The 18,667-nt window shown below is 71.8% G+C and carries 16 protein-coding genes; 10 read left to right on the forward strand and 6 right to left on the reverse strand.

What is annotated here, in order from left to right:
* Positions 1 to 20: 20 nt before the first annotated feature.
* From ACIBX3_RS14580 to ACIBX3_RS14605, 6 genes are all read left to right on the forward strand, one after another.
* Positions 21 to 1,124, forward strand: a complete 1,104-nt coding sequence (locus ACIBX3_RS14580; protein ID WP_397116903.1) for a Gfo/Idh/MocA family protein — start codon at positions 21 to 23, stop codon at positions 1,122 to 1,124.
* On the forward strand, positions 1,121 to 2,026 hold the full coding sequence (locus tag ACIBX3_RS14585; protein WP_397116905.1) for a PmoA family protein: 906 nt from the start codon (positions 1,121 to 1,123) through the stop codon (positions 2,024 to 2,026). The genes ACIBX3_RS14580 and ACIBX3_RS14585 overlap by 4 nt, the downstream gene beginning before the upstream one ends.
* On the forward strand, positions 2,023 to 2,712 hold the full coding sequence (locus ACIBX3_RS14590; RefSeq protein ID WP_397116907.1) for a cupin domain-containing protein: 690 nt from the start codon (positions 2,023 to 2,025) through the stop codon (positions 2,710 to 2,712). The genes ACIBX3_RS14585 and ACIBX3_RS14590 overlap by 4 nt, the downstream gene beginning before the upstream one ends.
* 88 nt (positions 2,713 to 2,800) lie before the next feature.
* On the forward strand, positions 2,801 to 6,697 hold the full coding sequence (locus ACIBX3_RS14595) for a carboxypeptidase regulatory-like domain-containing protein (protein WP_397116909.1): 3,897 nt from the start codon (positions 2,801 to 2,803) through the stop codon (positions 6,695 to 6,697).
* A 5-nt stretch (positions 6,698 to 6,702) separates the two neighbouring features.
* On the forward strand, positions 6,703 to 7,746 hold the full coding sequence (locus tag ACIBX3_RS14600; protein ID WP_397116911.1) for a LacI family DNA-binding transcriptional regulator: 1,044 nt from the start codon (positions 6,703 to 6,705) through the stop codon (positions 7,744 to 7,746).
* Positions 7,747 to 7,804: 58 nt separating this feature from the next.
* A complete protein-coding gene (locus tag ACIBX3_RS14605) occupies positions 7,805 to 8,539 on the forward strand; it encodes a class I SAM-dependent methyltransferase (protein ID WP_397116913.1) in 735 nt (244 codons plus the stop codon).
* Between the two features lie 143 nt (positions 8,540 to 8,682).
* Here the strand turns inward: ACIBX3_RS14605 and ACIBX3_RS14610 are convergent, their stop codons facing one another.
* A complete protein-coding gene (locus ACIBX3_RS14610) occupies positions 8,683 to 9,639 on the reverse strand; it encodes an ArsR/SmtB family transcription factor (RefSeq protein ID WP_397116915.1) in 957 nt (318 codons plus the stop codon).
* A gap of 338 nt (positions 9,640 to 9,977) precedes the next feature.
* Here ACIBX3_RS14610 and ACIBX3_RS14615 point away from each other — a divergent pair, with 338 nt between their 5' ends.
* On the forward strand, positions 9,978 to 10,166 hold the full coding sequence (locus ACIBX3_RS14615) for a hypothetical protein (RefSeq protein ID WP_397116917.1): 189 nt from the start codon (positions 9,978 to 9,980) through the stop codon (positions 10,164 to 10,166).
* Between the two features lie 69 nt (positions 10,167 to 10,235).
* Here ACIBX3_RS14615 and ACIBX3_RS14620 read toward each other — a convergent pair whose 3' ends face one another.
* The 5 genes from ACIBX3_RS14620 to ACIBX3_RS14640 form a co-directional block, all read right to left on the reverse strand.
* On the reverse strand, positions 10,236 to 11,660 hold the full coding sequence (locus ACIBX3_RS14620) for a vanadium-dependent haloperoxidase (RefSeq protein WP_397116919.1): 1,425 nt from the start codon (positions 11,658 to 11,660) through the stop codon (positions 10,236 to 10,238).
* Positions 11,661 to 11,761: 101 nt separating this feature from the next.
* Positions 11,762 to 12,763, reverse strand: coding sequence for an endonuclease/exonuclease/phosphatase family protein (locus tag ACIBX3_RS14625; RefSeq protein WP_397116921.1), 1,002 nt, complete (start codon positions 12,761 to 12,763; stop codon positions 11,762 to 11,764).
* A gap of 78 nt (positions 12,764 to 12,841) precedes the next feature.
* Positions 12,842 to 13,633 (reverse strand): SAM-dependent methyltransferase, encoded by a 792-nt coding sequence (locus ACIBX3_RS14630; RefSeq protein ID WP_397116923.1) that lies wholly within the window; start codon positions 13,631 to 13,633, stop codon positions 12,842 to 12,844.
* 48 nt (positions 13,634 to 13,681) lie between these two features.
* Positions 13,682 to 14,503 (reverse strand): RNA polymerase sigma factor, encoded by an 822-nt coding sequence (locus tag ACIBX3_RS14635; RefSeq protein WP_397116925.1) that lies wholly within the window; start codon positions 14,501 to 14,503, stop codon positions 13,682 to 13,684.
* 76 nt (positions 14,504 to 14,579) lie between these two features.
* Positions 14,580 to 15,344 (reverse strand): SpoIIE family protein phosphatase, encoded by a 765-nt coding sequence (locus ACIBX3_RS14640; RefSeq protein ID WP_397116927.1) that lies wholly within the window; start codon positions 15,342 to 15,344, stop codon positions 14,580 to 14,582.
* A 366-nt stretch (positions 15,345 to 15,710) separates the two neighbouring features.
* On the opposite strand from ACIBX3_RS14640, the gene ACIBX3_RS14645 reads away from it, so the two are divergent.
* Genes ACIBX3_RS14645 through ACIBX3_RS14655 form a run of 3 tightly spaced genes read left to right on the forward strand, consistent with a single transcriptional unit; the run spans position 15,711 to position 18,651 of the window.
* The gene (locus ACIBX3_RS14645; protein WP_397116929.1) at positions 15,711 to 16,865 is read left to right on the forward strand and encodes a hypothetical protein; all 1,155 of its coding nucleotides are present in this window, start codon (positions 15,711 to 15,713) and stop codon (positions 16,863 to 16,865) included.
* Complete coding sequence (locus ACIBX3_RS14650; RefSeq protein WP_397116931.1) at positions 16,862 to 17,980, forward strand: hypothetical protein; 1,119 nt, start codon at positions 16,862 to 16,864, stop codon at positions 17,978 to 17,980. The genes ACIBX3_RS14645 and ACIBX3_RS14650 overlap by 4 nt, the downstream gene beginning before the upstream one ends.
* Positions 17,950 to 18,651: a helix-turn-helix transcriptional regulator gene (locus tag ACIBX3_RS14655; RefSeq protein WP_397116933.1), complete on the forward strand. Its 702-nt coding sequence runs from the start codon at positions 17,950 to 17,952 to the stop codon at positions 18,649 to 18,651. The genes ACIBX3_RS14650 and ACIBX3_RS14655 overlap by 31 nt, the downstream gene beginning before the upstream one ends.
* Positions 18,652 to 18,667: the final 16 nt, after the last annotated feature.

The following is an 18,667-nucleotide window of genomic DNA, read 5'->3' on the forward strand; positions in this document are numbered from 1 at the left end:
CTTCAACCAGGAGTTATGAGTTGTCTCAACGGAGGAACTACCGGGCCGCGATCGTCGGCACCGGTGGGATCGCCACCGCTCACGCCAACGCCGTCGCCGCCTCAGACGGCCGGGCGGAGCTCGTCGCCGTGGCCGACGTGGACCTCGGCCGGGCCAAGCAGTTCGCCGGCACCTGGAACGTCCCGCGGGCTCACGCGAGCCTGACCGACCTGCTGCGGCAGGAGCAGGTGGACGTCGTCCACCTGTGCACCCCGCCGCAGCTGCACGCGCCACAGGCCGTCGAATGCCTGGAGGCGGGCGTGACGGCGCTGATCGAGAAGCCGCCGACGCTCTCGCTGGCCGAGTTCGACACGCTGATCGAGGCCGAGAGCCGCTCGACGGGGCATGTCGCGACCGTCCTGCAGCACCGCTTCGGCACGGGCGCGCTGCGCCTGCGCCGCCTGCAGGAGGCCGGCGAGCTGGGCCGTCCGCTGCTGGCGACCTGCGTCACCCAGTGGTACCGCGACGAGGCCTACTACGCGGTCCCATGGCGCGGCACCTGGGAGTCCGAGGGCGGCGGCCCGACGATGGGACACGGCATCCACCAGTTCGACCTGCTCCTGTCGATCCTCGGCCCGTGGCGGGAGGTCACCGCGGTGGCCGCCCGCCAGGCCCGCTCCGTCGACACCGAGGACGTGTCGATGGCGCTGGTGACATTCGAGAGCGGCGCGGTCGCCACCGTCGTGAACTCGGTGGTGTCGCCCCGCCAGACCTCTGAGCTGCGGTTCGACTACGAGCATGCCACGGTCGAGGTGGAGCACCTGTACGGCTACACCGACGACGACTGGACGATCACCCCCGCGCCCGGGCACGAGAACGTGTCCGACCTGTGGGCGCAGGGGCACAGCACAGTGCCGAGCAGCCACGAGGGCTGGCTCGCCGCCGTGCTGGACGCCCTCGACCAGGGCCAGGCGCCCCCGGTGACCGCTGGGGACACCAGGCGGACGATGGAGTTCATCGCCGCTCTGTACGCCTCCGCCTTCACCGGCGAACGCGTACGAAGCGGACAGATCACAGCCGACAGCCCGTTCGCCCAGACGATGGAGGGCACGGGCGCCCCATGGGAAAAGGTGAGGAACAAGTGACCCTGCAGGCCAATCACGCGCTCGGCCGGTCGGTCACCGTGTCGGCGGGCGACGTCGAGCTGTTCAGCTACGTCTACCGCCCGGACACGCCGGTGCTGGAGTCGCCGAAGCCGTATCTGCACCCGATCCGCACGCTCGGCGGCCGGCTGGTGTCGCTGTTCCGGCCGCACGACCACGTCTGGCACAAGGGCATCGCCTGGTCGCTGCCGCACGTCGGCGAGCACAACTTCTGGGGCGGACCCACGTACGTGCACGGGAAGTTCTACGTGCAGCTGGAGAACAACGGCAGCGCCACGCACCGCGAGATGACCACGCTCACCGCCGACGGCGACCGCGTCGAGATCGGCCACACGCTCGACTGGACCTCTCAGGCCGGCGCCCCGGTCATCGAGGAGCGGCGCTCCCTTGCCGCGACCGTCCTGGACGAGGGGACCTGGGCGCTGGTGTTCGAGACGCGGATGACGAACGTGTCCGGCGGCACCCTCGACTTCGGCTCGCCGACCACGAAGGGACGCGAGAACGCCGGGTACGGCGGCCTGTTCTGGCGCGGCCCCCGGTCGTTCACCGGCGGGATCATCCAGTCGCCCGCCGGGGCGGGCGGCGACGAGCTGCGCGGCACGCGGGCGGAGTGGTTCGGCTTCCGCGGCCGGCACGACGAGAGCGGCGACCACTCGACGGTCGTCATGGTCGACGACGCCGCGAACCCGCAGCACCCGCCGCAGTGGTTCGCGCGCAGCGAGGACTTCGCGTGCCTGTGCCCGGCGCCGTTCTTCAGCGAGGAGGTGCCGCTGCCGGACGGCGAGACCATCCGCTTCAGGTACGCGGTCGTGATCGCCGACGGCGACCGCGGCGAGGACGGCACGGCGCAGCTGGCCAAGCAGGGGCGGGCGGCGCTGGCATGACGTTCCCCGGCGGCACCTCGATCAGCCGGCTGACGGTCTACACCGGGGCGTGCGCCGACGGGCTGGAGGGCGGCACGCCGCACCTGCACACGGCCTCCACGGAGGCGTACGTCGTCGTCGGCGGGCGCGGCGCGCTGCAGACCCTGGACGTGAACGGGCTGCGCGAGACGGAGCTGCACGAGGGCTCCACCGTGTGGTTCACGCCGGGCACCATCCACCGGGCCGTCAACAAGGGCGGCCTGGAGGTGGTGGTCGTCATGTCGAACGCGGGCCTGCCCGAGGCCGGCGACGCGGTCATGACGTTCCCGACGGAGATCGTGGCCGACCCGGACCGCTATCGGGAGGCCGCGAGCCTCCCGGCGGTGGACGTCGACAAGGCGGTCGCCCGGCGGCGCGAGCTGGCCGTCGAAGGCTTCCTGCGCCTCGCCGACGACCCGGAGGAGCTGCGGCGCTTCTACGACAGCGCCGTCGCCCTGGTCCAGCCCAAGGTCGCGGCATGGCGGGAGATCTGGGAGCGCACGGTCGCCCAGGAGACCCACCGCACCGCGGAGATCCTCGACGCCCTCGACCGCGGCGACGGTGCCCACCTGCGGCAGTCCGCGCTGATGGAGAGCCCGCCGCAGCAGCGGTGGGGCATGTGCGGCCACCTGCGCGCCCACGACGTCGCCCACCCGATCGTGCACTGAAACACCCCGCCGGTCATCCCACCCCCCACTTAGGAGCACGGCGATGCCCCTTGCCCGCACCAGTACTCTCTTGGGCACCCTCTTGCGCATGATGACGGCCGCCGCCATGGTCGCGGCGCTCGCCCTGCCCGCCCAGCCCGCCGTCGCGGCGCAGGCGGGCACGACCTACTACGTCGACGCCGCCGGCGACGACTCGGCCTCCGGCCTGGACGAGGCGCAGGCCTGGAAGAGCCTGGCCAAGGTGAGCGCCACGACCTTCGCCCCCGGCGACCGCATCCTGTTGCGCGCCGGGCAGCGATGGACCGGGCAGCTCTGGCCCAAGGGCTCGGGAGAGAGCGGCGCCCCCATCACCGTCGACCGGTACGGCGACGGCGGCAAGCCCCGCATCGACGGCGCGGGCCAGGTCGGCGACGCCGTCCGGCTGTTCAACCAGGAGCACTGGACGATCCGCAACCTGGAGGTCACCAACGAGGTCCCGGCCGCCGGCACCCCGGGCGAGAACCTGCGCGACCTGCGCGGCGTCCACGTCTCCGGCGACAACGGCCAGACCCTCGACGGGTTCGTCATCGACGGCGTGGACGTGCACGACGTCACCGGCCAGGTGAACTGGATCGGCGGCAGCATCGAGAACAACGCGCCCGGCGTGCGGTTCCAGACCGGCTGGGACGGCTCGAAGAAGACCGGCGGCATCGTGTTCGACACCACCGTGCCGGACATCCACAACCCGCCGGACCGGGCCACCGTGCTCAACGACGTGGTGATCCAGAACTCCACGGTACGCAACACGTCGTTCGCGGGCATCGTCGTCAAGCAGTACACGGGGGACGGCAAGAACGAGGCGGGCGAGACGATCGCCGAGCCCACCGGGTGGGGCACGCGGACGAGCCCGGACGACCCGAAGTTCACGCCGCACACGAACATCGTCATCAGGGACAACTACGTCACCCAGGCCGACACGGCCTACGGCTGCAACGGGATGTACATCACCAACGTGCGCGGCGCCCTCGTCGAGCGCAACGTCGTCCACCGGGCCGGGACCTCCGGCATCGAGACGTACTACGCCGACGACGTGACGTTCCAGTTCAACGAGGTGTACGAGACCCAGCAGAAGGCCGGCGGCGCCGACTCCAACGGCATCGACCCGGACAAGGGCACCACGCGGCAGGTCGTCCAGTACAACTACCTGCACGGCAACGGTGACGGGGTGCTGCTGTGCCAGTTCGCCTTCGGCGACGCGATCGTCAGGAACAACGTCATCGCGAGCAACACCCGCTACCAGATCTACCTGCACTCCGACCGGGCCGCCACCGCGCAGGTCTACAACAACACGATTTATAACGACAAATCCGCATACCTCATCTACGGGTACGGCAGCTACCTCGAAGCCCGCTACGCCATCACCAACAACCTCCTGTACTCGACCCGCCCCGCGACCCTGACGACCAGCCCGACCATCGCCTACGGCCACAACCTGTACGGCGGCGCCGACCTCGCCGTGCCCGCCTCCGACAAGGACGCGGTCGTCGCGGACCCGCGGTTCGCCGGCGCCCCGCTCGACGGCCCCTACGGCACGCCGGAGACCGGGCCCCAGCTCGCGACCGCCCACGGCCTTCGCGTCACCTCCGGTTCGCAGGCGATCGACACGGGTGCCGAGATCACCGGGAACGGCGGCCGTGACTACGCCGGGGCCGCCCTCTACAACGGCGGCCCCGACATCGGCGCCTTCGAGTACGCCACCGCCGCGGGCGCCAGGGCCGAGTCCGTCATCGGCACCGTACGCACCCCGTCCGGCGCCCCGATCAGCGGCGCGACCGTGACCGCCGCGGGTGCGGCCGCCACCACCGGCGCCGACGGCCGCTTCGCGCTCCAGAACATCCCCTTCGCCGACGGCGTCCAGGTCACCGCCACCAGGAACGGCTACCAGGCCGCCACCGAGACCGTGAACGTGCGTTTCGGCAACGTCGCCACCGTCCGCCTCACCCTGGCCTCGACCAGCGTGGTCGGCTCGGTCACCGGCCGGGTGCTGGACCAGGCCGCCCAGCCGCTGCCCGGCGCGACCGTCACCGTCAAGGACGGCGACCAGTCGCTCGGCACCGCCACCAGCGGTGCCGGTGGCGCCTTCACAGTGGAGAACGTGCCGATGGGAGAGGGATACGCGGTCCGCGCCGAGGCCGGCGGCTACGTGGCGGCGACCAGGTCAGGGCTGAAGGTGGAAGCCGCCACGGCGACCGACGCGGGTGCGCTCCTCCTCGTCCGCCCGACGCCGGCGTACGTGGCGGTCCACGACTTCGACGACCTTCCCACCGGCCCTCTGACCGGCGGCGACGGCCTCACGGTGAGCGCCGCCGGCGGGAGCGCCGAGGTCACCGGCGACAAGAGCGTCCGGCTCACGCGTACGGCCAACAGCGGCAGCACGAGCGTGTCGCAGGCGTTCGCGCTGAAGGGCATCGTGACCGTCGAGGCGAACGTCATGAGCCCGCAGGCCTACACCTCGGGCAACCACTGGTGGTCCGTCCCCTACGTCAGGGGCCCCGGCGGGCAGAACGCCGTCAGCGTGGCCTTCACCAAGAACACGATCGCCGCCTACGCGGGCACCACGACCAAGACGGTGGGCTCCTACGAGCCCGGCCGCCGCTACCACGTCGCCGCGGTGATCGACACCGTGAACCAGCGCTTCGACCTGCTCATCGACGGCCGCCGCGTGCTCGACGACGCCGCGTTCAGGAACCCGATGGACACCGTCGCGCAGATCGACTACTACGCCAACAGCAGCAACTACGGCGCCATCGAACTCGACGACCTCCGGGTCTCCCAGGGGGTGGGCCTGGCCCGCGACGACACCGCCCTGCTCAGCGTCGACACCAGCCAGGGCGCGCCGGCGGACATGGTGCTCGACGTGCCCGCGCGGGTCGGTGAGGTCGACGTGACCGCCGTGGCCCGCAGCCCGTTCGCGAAGTCGGTGGCCATCGACGGCGAGCGCACCGAGGGCGCCCAGGCCACGCGGCGGATCACGCTCGGCGACACCGGCGCCGACGTGCGCGTCGTGGTCACCGCCGAGGACGGCAGCGAGGCAGGCCACACGCTCCAGATCAGGCGGCGGCCGATCGCCCAGGACACCACCCTGTCCGGCCTCGTCCCCGACGCGGGCACGCTCGACCCGGCCTTCGACCCCGACGTGCGCGAATACGCCCTCGCCGTCCCCGGGGACCGCGTCGCCTTCACCCCCACCGCGCTCAACCCGAAGGCCGCCATCACGGTCCAGGACCGGCCGGTCGCCGGCGGCACGAAGTCGCCCGCGATCACCATCCCCGCCGAGATCGCCGTCAAGGTGGTGTCGGAGGACGGGACGGCGGACGCGACGTACACGGTCAAGGTCACCGGCCCGGGGCTGCCGCAGGACGGCGCCACCGCGCCGCCCGCCAAGGCCACGCTCTCGACGACCAGCGGCTGGGAGAACGGCCTGCACGACGGCACGTTCGACGTGACCATGAACCTCTGGTACGGCATCAACGGCAGTGTCTTCGTCCTGTACGAGAACGGCAAGGAGATCGCCAGACGTGACCTGACCGCGAAGACCCCGTCGGCCCAGAAGGCCACCGTCTCCCTCACCGGCCGCGCGAACGGCACCTACGTCTACACCGGCGAACTGCTCAACCAGGCAGGCCGCACGCCCACCGCGTCGGTCAAGGCCGAGGTGACGGACGCCGACCCCGGCGAGCCCGCGCTCAGCTCGGACAACTGGGACGGCGACGGCGACTACACGATCCGGATGAACATGTGGTGGGGCACCAATGCCACCGCGTACCGGCTCTACGAGGACGGCGTGCTCGTCGACGCCCAGCAGCTCGCCGCCGGCACCCCCGCCGCCCAGAGCGCCGCCACTGTGCTCAAGGGCCGCCCGGCCGGCACGCACACGTACGTGGCCGAGCTGGCGAACGCGGCAGGCGCCACCAGGAGCGACCCACTGACACTAGTGACAAAATGACCGGCATGGATGACGGGTCCGAGGCCCACGCCTCCCCGGCGACCCTGCACGACGTCGCCAGGGAGGCAGGCGTCTCGGTCGCCACGGCGTCGCGCGCGCTCAACGGCAGCGCGCGCAACGTCAGATCGGAGAACGCCTCCCGCGTCCGGGCGGCGGCGGCCAAGCTCGGCTACGAGCCGCACCTGTCGGCCCAGGCCATCGCCAAGGGCTCGACCAGGACCGTCGCGCTGGTGGTGCGTGACGTGGCCGACCCCTACTTCTCGTCCATCGCCGCCGGGGTCACGCAGGCCGCCGAGGCCGCGCAGCTCATCGTCACCATGGCGGTGGCGGACGGGTCGCCGGAGCGGGAGCTGGAGATCGTCAAGACCCTGCGCGGTCAGCGGCCCCGCGTCATCATCGTCGCGGGCAGTCGCATCGACGGCACGGACACGCGGGACTCGCTCGTGGAGGAGCTGGCGGAATACCGTACGGCCGGCGGGCGGGTCGTCATGATCAGCCAGCGGGACCTGCCGTTCAGCACCGTCACCATCGACAACCACGGCGGGGCGGAACGGCTCGCGCGGGCCCTGCTCGACGCCGGCTATCGGCGCTTCGCCGTCTTCCACGCGCCCCCGGAGATCCGCACCTCCCGCGACCGGCACTCCGGCTTCCTGGCCGCCCTGCGCTCGTCGGCTGCTCAGGAGCCGGTCGCGATCGAGACCGGCTTCACCCGCGCCGGCGGCTACGACGCCGCCCGCAGGCTGGTGGAGCAGGGGTTCGAGGACGTGGAGGCGGTGTTCGCGGTCAACGACGTGATGGCCATCGGCGCCATGACGGCCTTCCGCGACGCCGGAGTGGTGCCGGGGGAGGACATCGGGGTGGCGGGGTTCGACGACATCGGCTCGGCGGTGGACGTGGTGCCCGCCCTCACGTCGGTCGCGGTGCCGCTCCGGGAAGCGGGGCTGACCGCGATGCGACTGGCCCTGTCGGATCAGGACGAGACGGCGGACGTGTGCCTCCCGGCCGACGTCGTCCTCCGCGAGAGCACCCCTCCACGCCGGCCGGTGTGACCCGCGCGCCCGGAAAAGGGGGCGCGCGCGGGCGGCGCGGCGCGGCATGATCACGGTCATGGGCTACGAAGAGCTGATCCAGGAGGCGCTGACGACGCCGTTCGAGGGCTGGGACTTCGCCGTCTTCCGCGGCCGCATGGTCAGCGACGACGGCACCCTGCCGTGGGACTATCAGGAGCTGGTCCGCGAGCGGCTGCCGAAGGCGTCCGCGTTGCTCGACCTCGGCACTGGAGGCGGCGAGCTGCTGGCCTCCCTGGCGCCGCTCCCGCCCCGCGCCGTCGCCGTCGAGGGCTACCCGCCGAACGTCCCGGTCGCCCGCCGTCGCCTGGAGCCGCTGGGCGTCGAGGTGGTCGAGACTTCCGGGACGCTGCCGTTCCCCGACGGCTCGTTCGACCTGATCACCAACCGCCACACGTCATACGACCCGGGCGAGGTCCGCCGACTCCTCGCCCTCGGCGGTACGTTCGTCACCCAGCAGGTCGCCGGCCGCGACCTGGAAGAGATCAACGAGGTGCTGGGCGGCCCGCCGCACGAGGACCGCCACTGGGACCTCGCCACGGCGACCGCCGGACTGGACGTCACCTGGAGCCGGGAAACGAGCTTCACCACCACGTTCCACGACATCGGCGCTCTTGTGCTCTTCCTGCGGGTGATCTCCTGGCAGGTGCCCGGCTTCGACGTCGGCACGTATGACGCCAGGCTGCGTGCCCTGCACGCGGACATGGAGCGGGGCCGCCCGCTTCGCGCGACGGCCCGCCGCTTCGCCCTGATGGCTCGGCATGTCCGGCAGTAGCAGCGCTCGAAGGCCTGTCGCCAGGGACGCTTCCAGGAATGTTGAAGTCGCGGCCCGGCCCGGCACCGCGCCCTTATCTTGATCCCGAGACATGCCCGGCATTGCGCATGGTTACGAGGGCACCGTGCGCCATGCGCGGGCTGTCAGCGGCGGAACAGCTCCAGCAGCTCCTCGGCGCGGTGCGTACGGGTGATCCACACCTCGCGGCCGCGCCGCTCCCTGGTGATGAGCCGCCCGGCGCGCAGCCGGTCGCAGTGGTAGGTGAGGCCGCTGGGCGCGAGCTGCATGCTCGTCGCCAGCATGGACATGGTCATCGGCTGGTCCAGCGCGCAGAGCAGGTCCGCGCGCACCGGCCCGACCAGCGCGGACAGCTCGTCCATCGCCGGCGTGGCGGGGCGGCGCCACAGCGAGTCCGCGCCCGGGACGGGGTAGGCGATCCACACCGCTCCCGGGTTGTCCAGGCTGATGATCACCGCGTCCTTTCCGGCCAGCATCGGCACGAGCACGATCTTGCGGTTGCCGAGCTCGAACGAGCCGGGCTGGAGGTCGGAGACGAGCACGCCGCGCTCGCCGTACACGATGCGGCTGGTGAGCGAGCCGAGCACCAGCTCGGGCCCGCCGCGCACGGTCGCGACGCCGACGCGCTCGACCTCTTTGTCGAGCAGCGGGCGGGCCCGCCGCCACAGCGGCTCGGCGGTGTTCCACACGTCGGTGATGGCGCCGGCGTACCCGTGCAGCCAGCGGGCGGGCCGCTCGGCGACCTGCCGCCACTGGGCTGGGAGCGGCCCCGGCCCGAACGTCCGCTCCAGGTCCGCGACCAGCGCCTCGGGCGGGGTGTCGTGCAGGGTGCTGACCTGCTCTTCGACGGAGACGTCCCCGCTGATGGGCGAGCGTGGAACGACGCTGTCGGGCACGATCGAGTGGTTGGGTGCGGCCAGAGGGCGCACGGCCTCGTGGCCGAGCGGTCCGACACGCGAGCTGAGCGCCCTCCGCCAGACCTCCGGCAGGCCGCGGCGGCGGCCGGCGAGGGCGTCGGCGATCATGGCAAGGGCGGTCAGATTGGGAGAAAGCGAGACGTACAGCTGGGGTGTGGAGCTCACGCGCAGCTCGCTCCACACGTTGGTGGTTATTACTGGGGCCCCCACAGGTAGGACTTTGTTTGCTCCGGAAATCTAGGCCCAACCGCTAACTTGTGACTTAAAAGCCCCTTACAGCCACTTGAGTCACGCTTGTCACGCGGCGGTGCTCAGCCGCGAGCGATTCTTCCACCGAGGAAAACAGATCGACGCCCGCGTGGGGGTTTTGTCACCCAACCGCGCATCGGAATCGGTGGCCGGTGCCCCCGAACGATGGCAGGCTGCCCGCAACCGCCCCGGTCCTCCTGCGAACGGATGGCCGGGGCGGAAACCTCCGCACATGTTCACCGGAAGGAATGTGCATGACTCACGACGCCGGCCGCGTCGCGGCCAAGCGGATCAACGACCACGTGGAGCTCGTACACGTCGACAACCCCGACGTCGTGTTCGAGGTCCCCCGGCTCGACTGGGAGGCGTTCACCACGGCGGTCAAGTCGGGCGCGTTCGACCTCAGGACGCTGGAGCGCGAGGCAGAGGATCACGTGGCCTGACGCCACTTTTCCCAGCCGCACGCGGCGCCCGCTCCCACGCACGGGGGGCGGGCGCCGCCACGCGTGGGCCTATCCTCGGCCCGTCCAGTAATCCTCGGCCCGCTCCCACGCCGCGCCGCCGACCGCCCGGCCCAGCGCGCGGCCCTGCAGGTCTCCGGCCCGGAAGTGGATGCCGCCGTACCTGCGCGACACCCCCGCCTGGTCGGCGGCCTCGCTGAAGGTACGCCACCGCAGCGTCACGTCCTGCGCCGGCGTCGCCCCTGGCTCCACCTGCGACGACCCGGCAGCGATCATCGCTTGGCCGCCGAACGCGTCACCGCCCGTGAAACGCTTGAGCACCTCGGCCGACGCCGCGCTGAACGTGCTGTGCCCGGAGACGTACTCGGCGAACGGCGGCGTCGGGAACGTCGCCGGCTGGTACGGCGTCCACGTGGCGCCGTCGATCACCCGGCCGCCCCACGTCGGGATCTGCTGCCCCCGGTAGAGGAACCGGATCGCGGTGATCGGCCGCGCCGTGTCGTGGTCGCGCTTGACCTCCCACGAGGCGATCCCGGCGTCCATGCCCGCGTTCGCCAGCGCGAAGAACATCTTCACGTCCTGGTCGGTCCCGTGCCGGTCGCGCGCCGAGACGCCCTGAGCGAGCAGGCACCAGTGCCCGGGCGGCGTCTCGCTGTTGGGCCCGTCCGCCCAGTACTCGGAGATCGCCTTCTGGCGGTCGGTCAGCGCGGCCGTGCCCGCCACGATCTCGGCGGCCTGCGCGCGGAACCCCGGCGAGCCGTACGGCACCGGCGCGGGCACGGCGTCGGCCAGGGCGCGCGCGGACCCGCTGAAGGAGGCCACCTGCCCCCAGTGCGGGGCCAGGAACGGCGGCGTCACGATGGCGCCGGCCCGGTTGCGGTACGTCAGCGGCGCCCACCGCCCGGGAGCGTTCAGCGTGGTCAGCGGGTCGGCCACCACCACCGGGGCGTTGACCGGCGCGTAGCCGGTGGTGTCGGCGTAGCCGCCGGGCTGGTTGGAGCCGTCCGCGTGCCGGTGGTCCAGCACCGCCTGGCAGGCGGCCAGCCCCGTGCGGGCGGGCTGGCTCGACGGGTCGGCCGGGTCGTGGCCCAGGTCGGCCATCAGCGTGTCGAACACGGCTCGCTGCGCCGGATAGAGATCGACCGCGGCCAGGTGGGCGGCGAAGCTGATCGCCTCGGCCTTGTTCGCCTCGGTGTGCTCCGGCGCGGGCCGCCGCAGCGCCCCTCCCAGCCGGGTGCCGACGGCCACCGCGTCGTAGGCGGCCCAGGCGTCGTACGCGCACGTGTGCACGATCGCCAGGGCCCTGGCCACCAGCGGCGGGCCGAGTGTGCCGCCGCGCACGGCCGTCAGCAGCGCCTGGTTCCATCGCACCACCACGGTGGGGCCGGACGCCTGGGCCGGCAGGGCGGGCGGGACGAGCGCGAGCGCGGTCACCAGAGCGAGCGCGGCCGCGCGTAAGGAATTCGGGACGGGCATGGCATGTCTCCTCGCGTTCAGCGGGCCCCCGTGTGCCCGGCGAGAGATGACCTTGCCATACTCGAACAGAGTTTCGATCTAACCTGGAGGTGACAGTGACGCTACGGCAGCCGCAGTTCGGCGAACACGCCGCGATGGTCGGTTCCGGGCACGTCCGCGACCTCGACCCGGCGCACGGCCACCCGCCGATCCGCGACGACGTGGTCGATGGCGATGATGGGCGGGATCGCCCGGAAGTTCGGCCATGTCGGGACCAGACCCTTGCCCACCTGGTCGGCCGCGTCCACGTAGCCGCGGTCCAGCAGGTCGCGGAAGGCGCGGTGGTCGAGGCTCGCGTTGAAGTCCCCGGCCAGCACCCGGATGGCCGATCCCGCCCTCCCCTCCGACGGCGAGGGCAGGGCGCGCAGGGCGGCGTTCCACTCCGCCTCCATGCGCCCCAGCGGCGGGTTGGGGTGGATGGCCACGATCTCGACCTTGCTCCCGCCCGGCAGCGTCATGCTCGCGGCAGGCATGTTGTGGCCGATCGCGGTGAACAGCCCCGTCAGCTCCGTCACCGGATGCTTGGCGTAGATGCCGCTCCCGATCGCGCCGGGTTCGGCCTTCAGTACCCGGTACGGCAGCAGCTGATTCAACCCGGCGGCGTCCAGTCGCTCGACCGCGGCCGGGGTCAGCTCCAGCGCGGTGAACACCTCGACGTCGTACTCGCGGACGAGATCGGCCACGGTCCGGGCGTCGGCCCTGCCGAACAGGTTGACCGTCAGCACCCGCAGCGGCGCGCCGTTCGCGGCCGGCTGCTCCGCCACCGTCATCCGGGGCAGCACGCAGGCGGCCAGCACCGAGCAAGCCAGCGCCGCGACGAGCGCGGCCGGGCGGTTGCGCCGGATCAGCAGGACCGCGGTCAGCGCCGCGAGCACCACCCCGTACGGCGTCACGGTCATCAGCTGGGTGACGAACGACCCCTGCTCCAGCCCTCCGGCCCTGATCACCGCCCAGAGGGCCAGCAGCGCGACGACCGTCCACGACAGCCATCGCCTGCGGCGCCGCCGCGCCGGCGCCGGTCGTCCCTCCGCCGCGGGCTGCTCGGTCCCGACCGTCGTGCTCACTCCGCCGCCCTGTCCCTGATCCGACTTACAGGTTGAAGCTTAAACGGATTCAGGAACAGGCGAGCGCGGGGGCCGGGGTCAGCGCTTGCGGCCCACGCCGGCGTACATCCAGGTCGCGGGGTCGGGGAACAGCGGGGTGTCGTGCCACTGGGAGACCGGGACGAGGCCCGGCTCGATCAGGTCGAACCCGTCGAAGTAGCGGGCGATCTGCTCGCCGGTGCGGGGCGTGCGGTGCATCGCCTGGTGCTTGGTCGCCGCCAGGTAGTCGTCGGCGATCTGCTTGGTCACGAGGTCGAGCGTCAGGTGGCTGAGCACCAGGTAGCTGCCCGAGGGCATCGCGTCGGCGTATGCCTTGACGATGCCCGCCGGGTCGTCCTCGTCGGAGATGTGCATGAGGATCGCGACCATCATGAGCGCGATCGGCCGGCTGAAGTCGAGCGCCTCCCGCACCTCGGGGTGGTCGAGGACGGCCTGCGGGTCGCGTACGTCGGCCTCGATGTACGCGGTCCTGCCCTCGGGCGTGCTGGTCAGCAGCGCCCGGGCGTGGGCCATCACGATGGGGTCGTTGTCGACGTAGACCACTCGCGCGTCCGGCGCCCCGGCCTGCGCGACCTCGTGCACGTTGCCCTGGGAGGGGATGCCCGTGCCGAGATCGAGGAACTGCCTGACACCGAGCTGTGTGAGGTGCCGCACAGCCCGGCCCAGGAAGGCCCGGTTGTTCCTGGCGCTCTCGCGCACCCCGGGCACCGCCGCCATGGTCGCCTCGGCCACCCGGCGATCGGCCTCGAAATTGTCCTTGCCGCCGAGCCAGTAGTCGTAGACACGGGCCGAATGAGGGACGTTGGGGTTGATTCCGTTCGGAGCGCTCACGATCACGATCCTAGGTCACCCGAACCCCGCTGAATATCTGCCAGGCCCTCAGCCGGGGAAGGGGACGGGGGTGCACGGCTTCACGGGTGAGCCCGCCTTGGCCAGAAAGGAGCCCATGCGCCAGAGCACTTGTGCGCTCCGCTCGTCGCTGAACTCCAGCACGAGCGTCTCGCCCGGTTTGATGTACTCCGGGTAAATCTGGAACTTGTCCCGGCTGCCCCGGATGGCCTTGAACGAACGCGCCTGGTTCACCTGCTCGCGCAACTCCTCCGCGCTGTTGACGGGCGGCCCGCCGTAGGCCGCGTCCGCGCCGACGAATCTGGGGGCCGCGCATCGCGTTCCGGGGGCCAGGAACGTCACGTCGGCCTGGACGCCGGCCGCGACCAGCAGCCGGGGCGTGGTGACGACGCGCCGCCGGGGGTGCATCCCGTCGAGCAGCAGCACGTCGCGATCCGCCCGGTTGAGCCTCAGCAGCGCCCGCGCCAGCGGCCGGTTGACGGCCAGGGTGTTGACCCCGTCCTCCACCTGCAGACCCGGTCTCTCCGCCGGGTGCACGCCGCTGCGGATGTAGGCCTGATAGAGGTTCTTCTCCGCGCGGCGCCGCTTGCCGATCACGTTGGAGGCGATGCCGTACAACCACGGGCGGGCGTCCGGGCGGTCCCTGTCGTAATCGCCCCGGCGCTGGAAGGCCGCCAGGAACGTGTCGGCCACGACGTCCTCGGCCTCGCTCGGTCCCAGGCGTCTGGTCACGTAGCGGTGCAGGAGCGGCGCGTGCCGGTCGAACAGGATGGCGAAGATCTCCGGCTCGTTCAGCGACCTCTCGATGAGGGTCGCGTCATCGATCTCCACGACTTCGCGGGGGATTGTCATGCATGTCGGCCCTTCTCGGCGTATGCGGTCACCTGTACTTACCGCGCCGGGCCGAAATCCTTCACCGCCCTTACCGTCACACGGTGACGAAGTCCGCGATGATGACCGTGGCGTCCTCCTTCGGCTCCGCGGCGGCCAGCTCGTCGTACAACCGGTCCAGGCACGCGATCGCCGACGACCCCACGGCCAGCAGCTCCGTCAGGCGCCGCACGCCGAGCGCCCCGACGACGCCGTCCGTCATGACGACCACCCGGTCGCCGGGGCGGACGGGCACCGTCCCGACCTCGAGGTCCAGTGCCGACGGCAGGCCGAGCGCGCGCAGCGGCGCGCCGTCGTCGAAGCAGTGCGTCGTGGTCAGCGGCACGGGCGCCGCGCCCTTCGGGCAGTGCCAGATCGCGCCCTTGCCGGCGTGCGCGTAGCGCACGAGCGGGCTCTCGCCCGGGTCGAGGACGATCACGTCCAGGGTGCTGACCAGGCCGGGCGTGGCGGGGTTGCGCAGGGCGGCGTCGCGTACCGCCCGGTGCGCGGCCTGCGCGCACTCCTCCAGGTCCTGCTCCCGTGTCCCCGTGTGCTGGGGCCTGGCCGCGACCAGCGCTCCGAGGGCGACGGCGGCGGCCGTGTGGTCCAGCTCCGACCCGGCGGCGCCGTCGGCGGCCGCGACGAGCCGCTCCTGGATGACGTACGCGTCCGACGCCCGTTGATGCGAGCCCTCGTACGTCCCGCCCACCGCCACCAGCCGCGACCGCGTCACCGGCATGCCCTGCGGCCATTTCCCGCGCTTGCCGCGCACGGTCATGACAGACAGGCAGCCGATCAGAATCGAGATCACGAAGATCGTCATGAGGTCCCCTCCCGCCGCGGCCCTGTCGCGGCACGCCCAGTAGACGCCCACGCGCGGCGAAGCGGCTGACGGCCGATCGGCCGTCGTAGCGCTATGACGGCTGATCGGCCTGGGCCCCGGCACGACGGCCGATCAGCCGTCATGCCGCCGGCAGAGCGGGGGACCAGGGTGTGGAAGGGCGGTGCACACCGCGTGAGAGCCAGGCCCGAGGAATAGCAGCCATGCGATCCATGACCCCACCCGCCGAGACGACCGGAAAAAATTCGTCCCTTTTTGCTGGGAAAAACCATTCTGGTTTCTTTCTGCCCACCCTGCCCTGCGTTATCGTGAGACCCGTCTTGTGCTCCCGGCGTGTGCGGATGGCTCATGGATCACCCCGGTTCGACGAGGTACGACTCGGCGACCAGGCAATTCGAAAAGGCCACCGCGCGCACCGGCGCGGGCGCGCGCAGCGCGGTGGGATCGGTGACGGTCATCGCCGCGGCCTTCGGCGCCGTGCCGCCGGTCTCCCTTTCGTGGCTGGTGCCCGCGCTGGCGATCCATCTCGCGTGGACCGCGCTGTTCATGCGCGTGTGGTGGCGCAAGGGACCCCTGACCCACTGGCTGGTGGCCGGTGATGTGGCCATCGCCGTCGCGCTGTGCCTGGCCCAGCGCCATCTCGTCGCCACGGAGGCGCTCGTCTCAGGGGCGAGCTGGGTTCATGGAATGGTCACGATGACCATCGTCATCGCCGGCGTCACGTGGAGGCCCAGAGCGGCCGTCCCGGCCGGACTGGCGCTCGCCGTGGCGTTCGCGACCGGCGTGCGGATCGCCTCGCCCTCCCAGGACGTGGTCACCACCACAGGGGTCCACCTCCTGCAGTTGCTCGCGATCGTCATGCTGATGACGCTGCTGCGCCGCTCGACCGCCAAGACCGACGCGTTCCTCAAGCAGAGCGCGCGTGCCGAGATCGCGCTCGTGGTGGAACGGCTGCGCCGCGAGGACGAGCTGAAGCAGGTCGGCAGCATCCACGAGACCGCGCTGCACACGCTGACGATGGTCGGCCTGGGCACGTACGACACGGCGTCGCCCACACTGAGCGCCCAGGTCCGCACCGACCTGGCGGCGTTGGAGAAGCTGCGGGACACGCCGAGCGCCGACTCGGCCCCCATCGCCCTGGACGCCCTGCTGGACGAGGTGGCCGGACGTGCCACGGGCCTGGAGGTCCGCAGGGACCTCACGCCCGAGACCGTGCCGGGCAACGTCGCCGAGCGGTTCGCCCGCGCCGTCACCGAGGCCCTGGCCAACGTCGCCCTGCACGCCGGCGTACGCGAGGCCGAGCTGGTCTCCCGCAGGCGCGACGGCGAGATCAGGGTGGAGGTCGCCGACGCAGGGCGCGGGTTCGACCAGGACCGGCTGCCGCCCGACCGGTTCGGGGTCCGCGGATCGATCCTCGACATGATGCGTTCCCTGCCCAACGGCGGCGCCGAGATCTCCTCCGGCACCCAGGGCACGCGCGTGAGCCTGTGGTGGCGGCCATGACCGAGGAGATCGAGCAGGTAGCGCAGCGGTACGCCCGCTTCACCGCTCTCGGCGCCGCCGTGATCGCGGCCGTGTGGCACCTCGGGTACGACCTCACCGTCACGGTCACCGGCTGGCCCGACTTCCGCTGGCCCTGGCTGGCGGTGGCGGCATGGGGCGTCCACTCGGCGATCTTCGCGGTCGCCCTGCTGTCCCTGTCGCGCACCTCGCGCGGACCGGCCAGGATCCGCGAGCTCGCCCTGGCCACGCTCGCCGTGGACGTCGCGGTCATCGTGTCGCTCCTTCCTGGCGAGCTGCTCAGCGTCAGCGACTGGGGCTGGGGCTCCGTGGGCTGGATCGCCGTCATGCTGGTGTGGGGCCGGCCGCGCTGGAAGACCGAGCTGATCGTGTTCCTCGCCGCCAACGCCGGCATCATGCTGGCGGCGATGATCCTGACCGGCACGCTCGACCGCGTGTCCATCTCGAAATATCTCGTGGTCATCGCCGGCGGCGCCACCATGCAACTCGGCTACACGTGGGGCTGCCACATGCTGCGCACGCGTGCCGAGGACGCCGTCACGCTGGCCCGCAGGCTCGCCGCCGACGACGCCTGGCGGGAGTCCGCCCAGCGCATCCACACCGACCGGCTCCGCCGGTACGCCGCCATCCGCGACGTGGCCGAGGACCTGCTCCAGCAGCTCGCCGACGGCGCCGACCCCGGCGATCCCCGCGTACGCGAGGACTGCACGGCCGGCGCCCTGCGGCTGCGCCGGCTCATCACCGAGCGCGAGGACGTACCCGACGAGCTGGTGTCCGCGCTGCGCGAGCGCATCGAAGCGGCCGAGAGGCGCAAGGTCATGGTGACGGCGCCGCCGTTCGGCGGCTATCTGCCCGGACTCCCGGACGGCGTACGGGAGGATCTTCTCCGAGCGCCCATCCGGGCGCTCGACGGCGCCAGGTCGCGGGCACGCGTGACCGTGTCCGCGATGTCCACGATGGTGAGCGTGGCCGTCGTGGCCGACAACGACGACCTGCCCGTCAGCGCCACCCCGGTACACGAGCCGAGCGGCGTCGTCGTCACCTATCAGCGGCTGGGAGGTGAGGTATGGGTCAACAGCATCTGGCAGGGCCCGTGACGGTCAAGCTGGTGGAGGACCACCAGGTCGTGGTGGACGGGGTGCGGTCCTGGTTCGGCCCGCCGCCGAGCCCGGTGGAACTGGTCGCCCAGGGACCCACCATCGAGTCCGTCGCCGGCACCGACGCCGACGTGCTGCTGCTCGACCTCAACCTCAACGGCACCATGGTCATCGACCGGGTCGCCGAGTTGTGCCAGGGCGGGCAGCGGGTCATCGTCTTCTCGGAGCACGAGGAGCCGGAGATCGTGCGTGCCGTGCTGGACGCGGGCGCGTCGGCGTTCATCGGCAAGGGCCGGGCGACGCGTGAGTCCTGCGTGGAGACGATCCTGGAGGTGGCCGCCGACCGGCCCAGCGTCACACTGCCGATGGCCCAGGCCATCGCGACGGACGAGCGGGCGCACCGGCCGCAGCTGTCGGACAAGGAGCGGGCGGCGCTGCTGTTCTGGTTCCAGTCGATGTCGAAGGCGTCGGTGGCGGCGCGGATGGGGATCAAGGAGCGGACCGTGCGGCAGTACATCGACCGGGCCCGGGTGAAGTACGCGGCGGCGGGCCGGCCCGCGCCCACCAAGGAGAAACTTCTGATCTGCGCCATCCAGGACGGGCTCATCCAGCCCGACGAGGTGACCGTCTACACGTCCCTGGCCGCCAAGACGCCGCCTGACCGGCGGTGAAGCTCCTGGGCCTCGG

Source organism: Nonomuraea sp. NPDC049480 (genome assembly GCF_044465905.1).
GTDB lineage: Bacteria > Actinomycetota > Actinomycetes > Streptosporangiales > Streptosporangiaceae > Nonomuraea.

What these genes read in the sequence shown, in the direction of transcription:
- ACIBX3_RS14590 (WP_397116907.1), top strand. Translation starts at nt 2,023, where the DNA reads ATGACGTTCCCCGGCGGCACCTCGATCAGCCGGCTGACGGTCTACACC.
- ACIBX3_RS14595 (WP_397116909.1), top strand. Translation starts at nt 2,801, where the DNA reads ATGATGACGGCCGCCGCCATGGTCGCGGCGCTCGCCCTGCCCGCCCAG.
- ACIBX3_RS14600 (WP_397116911.1), top strand. Translation starts at nt 6,703, where the DNA reads ATGGATGACGGGTCCGAGGCCCACGCCTCCCCGGCGACCCTGCACGAC.
- ACIBX3_RS14605 (WP_397116913.1), top strand. Translation starts at nt 7,805, where the DNA reads ATGGGCTACGAAGAGCTGATCCAGGAGGCGCTGACGACGCCGTTCGAG.
- ACIBX3_RS14615 (WP_397116917.1), top strand. Translation starts at nt 9,978, where the DNA reads ATGACTCACGACGCCGGCCGCGTCGCGGCCAAGCGGATCAACGACCAC.
- ACIBX3_RS14620 (WP_397116919.1), bottom strand. Translation starts at nt 11,660, where the DNA reads ATGCCCGTCCCGAATTCCTTACGCGCGGCCGCGCTCGCTCTGGTGACC.
- ACIBX3_RS14635 (WP_397116925.1), bottom strand. Translation starts at nt 14,503, where the DNA reads ATGACAATCCCCCGCGAAGTCGTGGAGATCGATGACGCGACCCTCATC.
- ACIBX3_RS14640 (WP_397116927.1), bottom strand. Translation starts at nt 15,344, where the DNA reads ATGACGATCTTCGTGATCTCGATTCTGATCGGCTGCCTGTCTGTCATG.
- ACIBX3_RS14645 (WP_397116929.1), top strand. Translation starts at nt 15,711, where the DNA reads ATGGATCACCCCGGTTCGACGAGGTACGACTCGGCGACCAGGCAATTC.
- ACIBX3_RS14650 (WP_397116931.1), top strand. Translation starts at nt 16,862, where the DNA reads ATGACCGAGGAGATCGAGCAGGTAGCGCAGCGGTACGCCCGCTTCACC.
- ACIBX3_RS14655 (WP_397116933.1), top strand. Translation starts at nt 17,950, where the DNA reads ATGGGTCAACAGCATCTGGCAGGGCCCGTGACGGTCAAGCTGGTGGAG.